The sequence below is a fragment of the Paenibacillus planticolens genome, assembly GCF_013141725.1.
Classification (GTDB): domain Bacteria; phylum Bacillota; class Bacilli; order Paenibacillales; family NBRC-103111; genus Paenibacillus_E; species Paenibacillus_E planticolens.
Window position 1 is genome coordinate 1 of record NZ_WHNZ01000005.1, and the last position, 4080, is coordinate 4080.

The 4080-nt window shown below is 43.2% G+C and carries 3 protein-coding genes; all 3 read left to right on the forward strand.

Annotated features, from left to right (window positions below; all coding sequences use genetic code 11):
- A partial coding sequence (locus GC097_RS00480) for a cohesin domain-containing protein (protein ID WP_246293859.1) occupies positions 1-837 on the forward strand: 837 nt, incomplete at its 5' end.
- Positions 838-1057: 220 nt separating this feature from the next.
- Positions 1058-2320, forward strand: a complete 1263-nt coding sequence (locus GC097_RS00485; protein ID WP_171681396.1) for an S-layer homology domain-containing protein — start codon at positions 1058-1060, stop codon at positions 2318-2320.
- A 105-nt stretch (positions 2321-2425) separates the two neighbouring features.
- Positions 2426-3511 (forward strand): HupE/UreJ family protein, encoded by a 1086-nt coding sequence (locus GC097_RS00490; protein ID WP_246293860.1) that lies wholly within the window; start codon positions 2426-2428, stop codon positions 3509-3511.
- The last annotated feature ends 569 nt before the right edge of the window (positions 3512-4080 follow it).

A 4080-nucleotide genomic window follows, 5' to 3' on the forward strand; every position in this document is an offset into this window, starting at 1 on the left:
AACCCAGCAATGCCTCAGTCTACATTGTCAGGTTTACAGCAGGTGGCCCCAGGCCAAACATTCGATCTAATGATGGGATTGAGCAACGTTACGCAAAGCGTATACCAGCAAGTGTATGGGCAAGATTTGACGCTTCACTATGATCCGGTAACTTTGCAGTTCAATTCGGTAACATCATTAAAAGAAGGATTTCAAGTCATCGATCAAAAAGAGACGGTGCCGGGACAAGTCCGGATTGTGGCTGCCAGCGTGGGTTCGAAAGTGGATGCCCAAGGAGATATACTCTCATTCCAATTTACGGCCAAATCTGTGACTCAGGCAACCAATATGACGACAATTTCTGTCGACAATGTTGTGATTGCCAATGGACAGGGGAATGAACAGCAGGTCGGCGGAGCCTCCCACGAGATACAAATAGCTATACCTAGTATACCTGTAGATAAGTCGATCTTGAATGCTTTGATCGCAGACGCTCAGGCTAAGTACAATGCAGCAGAGGAAGGCAATGGAAACGGCCTGTATGCGATTGGTGCCAAAGCGCAGTTGCAGCCGGCAATCGATGCGGCGAGTGCGATAGCAAACGATCCGAATGCCACTCAGCAGCAGGTGGATAGTGCGAAAGTCGCATTGGAAACAGCAATACAAGTGTTTGAAAGTAAGAGAATTAACGCAGATATCAATGGTGGCGGTGTCTCGATTGGAGACTTGGCTATTGTTGCCTCTGCTTATGGTAAACAACAGGGTCAACCGGGTTGGGATGCGAGAGCGGATGTAAATCACGACGGTAAGGTTGACATTGTAGACCTTGCTATCGTAGCCAAAGCGATCTTGAATTAAAAACAATCCCACAATTATGTTTGCTTTAAATTTAGGATTGATCGGCAATGAAATGGGAGGGGAGATCTATTATCTCCCCTCCTCCCTTATCACGGGTATCATTATGACAGAATACATCTTCAATCCTTCAAAACCTTATTTATAAGCATCTTTGTTGGAAGCAATCCCGTTCATCTTGCTGGGCGTCTTGCTTTCCGTTACAGAAAGGGCGAATTGTTCAATGATAAAAAAACTACTTGCATTTAGTCTGGCGTTGCTTTTGAATGTACTCGTACTTCCCCAAGTCGTTACTCATGCAAGCTCCGGCCCGAGCTTTTCACTGTCCGTCTCGGATAAGAGCATATCCGCAGGCGATGACTTCCAAGTGACGGTGAGCGGAAAACAAGTAAGCGACTTGTACGCATATGAAATCAATTTAACCTATGATACCAGCCATTTGGTATTTATGAAGAATGTTACCGAAGGCAAAGGCTTTACCGTGAATCCTATTGAGAACGGAAATAAGATTCAAATCGCGCATACGCAAACAGGTAATGTTGCAGGCCAGAACGGGAATGTAACATTGGCCACGCTGACATTTCATGCGGCTAGTCAGGGTAAGGCCGATATTGTACTGGACAGCGTGATAATGGTCAATTCGCAGATCGTGTCTACTGAAGTTTCAAGCAATAGTAAGTTATCGGTTGATGTAAAAGCATCGAGTCATTCGGGTAATGGCGATAATGGCGATAATGGCGGTAATAACGGTAATAACGGTAATGACGGTAAGTCTAAACCTACGAAGCCTGCGGCTAATGGATTTAAGAGCGACATTGTTAATGTAACAAAATTGGTTAATACAATCTCGTCCAACGTAGAGGAAGCTAAGAAAACTGATGTAAAAGTTGAAATGGCTGACATTAAAGGACATTGGGGCGAAAAGACCATCGGTACGTTCGTGAAACTGCACGTTATCGATGGGTATGGGGATGGAACGTTCCATCCTGACGGCAACATTACACGCGCCGAATTTGCAGCGATCATTTCTCGCATATTCGATATCAACGGCGGCGCCAATCAGTCGGTTGCTCTGAACGATATTGACAGCCACTGGGCTAAAGACGCCATTGAGAAACTCGCTAGCGCAGGAGTGATTGCCGGATATGGAGACGGGACGTTCAAGCCGGACAAAACGATCAGCCGCGAAGAAATGGTCATTATTCTTTCCCGCATTGTGGACTTTAGTAACGTGGACATGGATGCTTCCAAAGGCAATTTTGCGGATATAGCAAGCGCAAGCTCTTATGCAGCAAATCCAATCAAGGATGCAGCAGAAGCGGGTATTATCAGCGGCAAAGGCAATGCCTTATTCGATCCGCAGGGTAACTCCACACGTGCGGAGGCGCTTACGATCGTACTGAATGCCTTGAACCTTAACCCTCAATTAAAAACACTCTTGGACAGCTTGAACGAAGGCGAGCAACATGTTCAAGTTGCAGAATGAACAGTCGTGATCAGATAAATTAAATTGCAGATTGTCATACATGCATTCATGAAAAGAGGTCCCGCTATGAAGCAGCGTTCATTCCTGTCCTTTATCATAATCATAATGTTATTATTTTTTGGGACTTCCACAACTTCATTCGCGCATGTTCAAAGTATGGGTTTCTCGGAATTAAAGATTGAACAGAACGAGATTCTCTATGATCTTTTTCTTGATGAAAGAGATTTGACTCAACAATTCGGTATCAACACCAACTTGGATAATCTGGTGAACGAGGCACAGTTCTCCCAAAAAGTTGAATCTTTTCTACAGAAAGGACTTCGCATAGATGCGGATTCGAAGCCCTTCACGATGGAATTGCTTTCGATGAAGATGGCGAATAAGGCTAGCATAAGAGGCGTGGAACTTCAACTGAAGTTTACCGCCGATAAAGTGATCGAACAATTTACTCTTCATTACGATCTGGAGTTGTTTGACCATGTGCCTGCTCATACGAGTGGACTCTTGGTCCATGCAGGGGAATATGTGCAGCAGGATTTGATTGATAGCACGAAAAGAGATATTCAGATCAACCTTCCCCAGCATAACCAGCAGGATACGATTGATAGCACGAAAGGAGATAGTCAGCCCAACCTTCCTCAGCCTAAGACTGGCGCTGTTTTATGGAAATACTTTAAGCTTGGAATCGAGCACATTTTGACAGGTTATGATCATTTGGTGTTTTTGTTATCCTTGGTATTAATCGCATCGCGATTCAAGGATGCGTTGAAAATTGTTACTGCTTTTACAATCGCCCACAGTATTACACTATTCTTGGTGGCGTCGGGTCGCCTTCACGTCATCTCGTCTTGGGTCGAAGCGTTGATTGCGGTGACAATCTGTTACGTAGCCGTGGAAAATATGTTTGTTCAAAAGGCGAAATGGCGATGGGCACTGACAGCGATATTTGGCCTGATTCACGGTATGGGCTTCGCCGGGGCTTTGGCTGAAACAGGACTTCCGAAAGGCAATCTGATTGGCACGCTCCTGACGTTCAATTTAGGTGTAGAAACGGGCCAACTGATGGTCTTATGCCTATTACTGCCACTCTTGATTTGGCTGCGAAGGTTCCCTTGGTATCGTAAAATGATGATTTCAACGTCTTGCCTTATTTTTGTTCTGGCATTTTATTGGTTGATTCAAAGATTATAATTACGTGGCCTGCTTAGATAACGAAAAGACGACCTTTACCCCAAAAAAATGGGAATAAAGGTCGTTTTTTTATTCGTCTGACAGTACTCATCGTTGACGGTGTCATCTGCTTGAAGTTAAGCAGTAAGGTTCATTGATATGGCGGATTACAGCCTCATGTTTACAATAAATAAATCCAGATTTTACATGTAGTTAACCTAATGAACGCGATTTTATTATACAGTATTTTTTGTACACATATGAAAATAACAGATTTTTCAATGTAAATATTATAAAATCAAAAAAATATTGAACGTAAGTCATCGAAATTTTTAATCGCAAAAAACGCTATTTGAGCCAAGATTCGGCATCCCCAAGTATGAAATGAGTCATTCACTTTCAATATGCAAGTTTTTTTCCACAGGGATGAGAGAATTTTGGGGAGGTGGTGTTTAGGGATTAAAATGGCCTTTATTTATCGCATCAGACTTTTTCGATCATCATTGTTTGTTTAAAAAACTAATGTATGGAGGTTTTCTGAGTGAAAAGAACTATATCCTGTACCCTCGTATCAATGATGCTATTCGGTA

Excerpts from the sequence above, each read along its gene's own strand:
- GC097_RS00490 (WP_246293860.1), top strand. The coding sequence starts at position 2,426 with ATGTTATTATTTTTTGGGACTTCCACAACTTCATTCGCGCATGTTCAA.
- GC097_RS00485 (WP_171681396.1), top strand. The coding sequence starts at position 1,058 with ATGATAAAAAAACTACTTGCATTTAGTCTGGCGTTGCTTTTGAATGTA.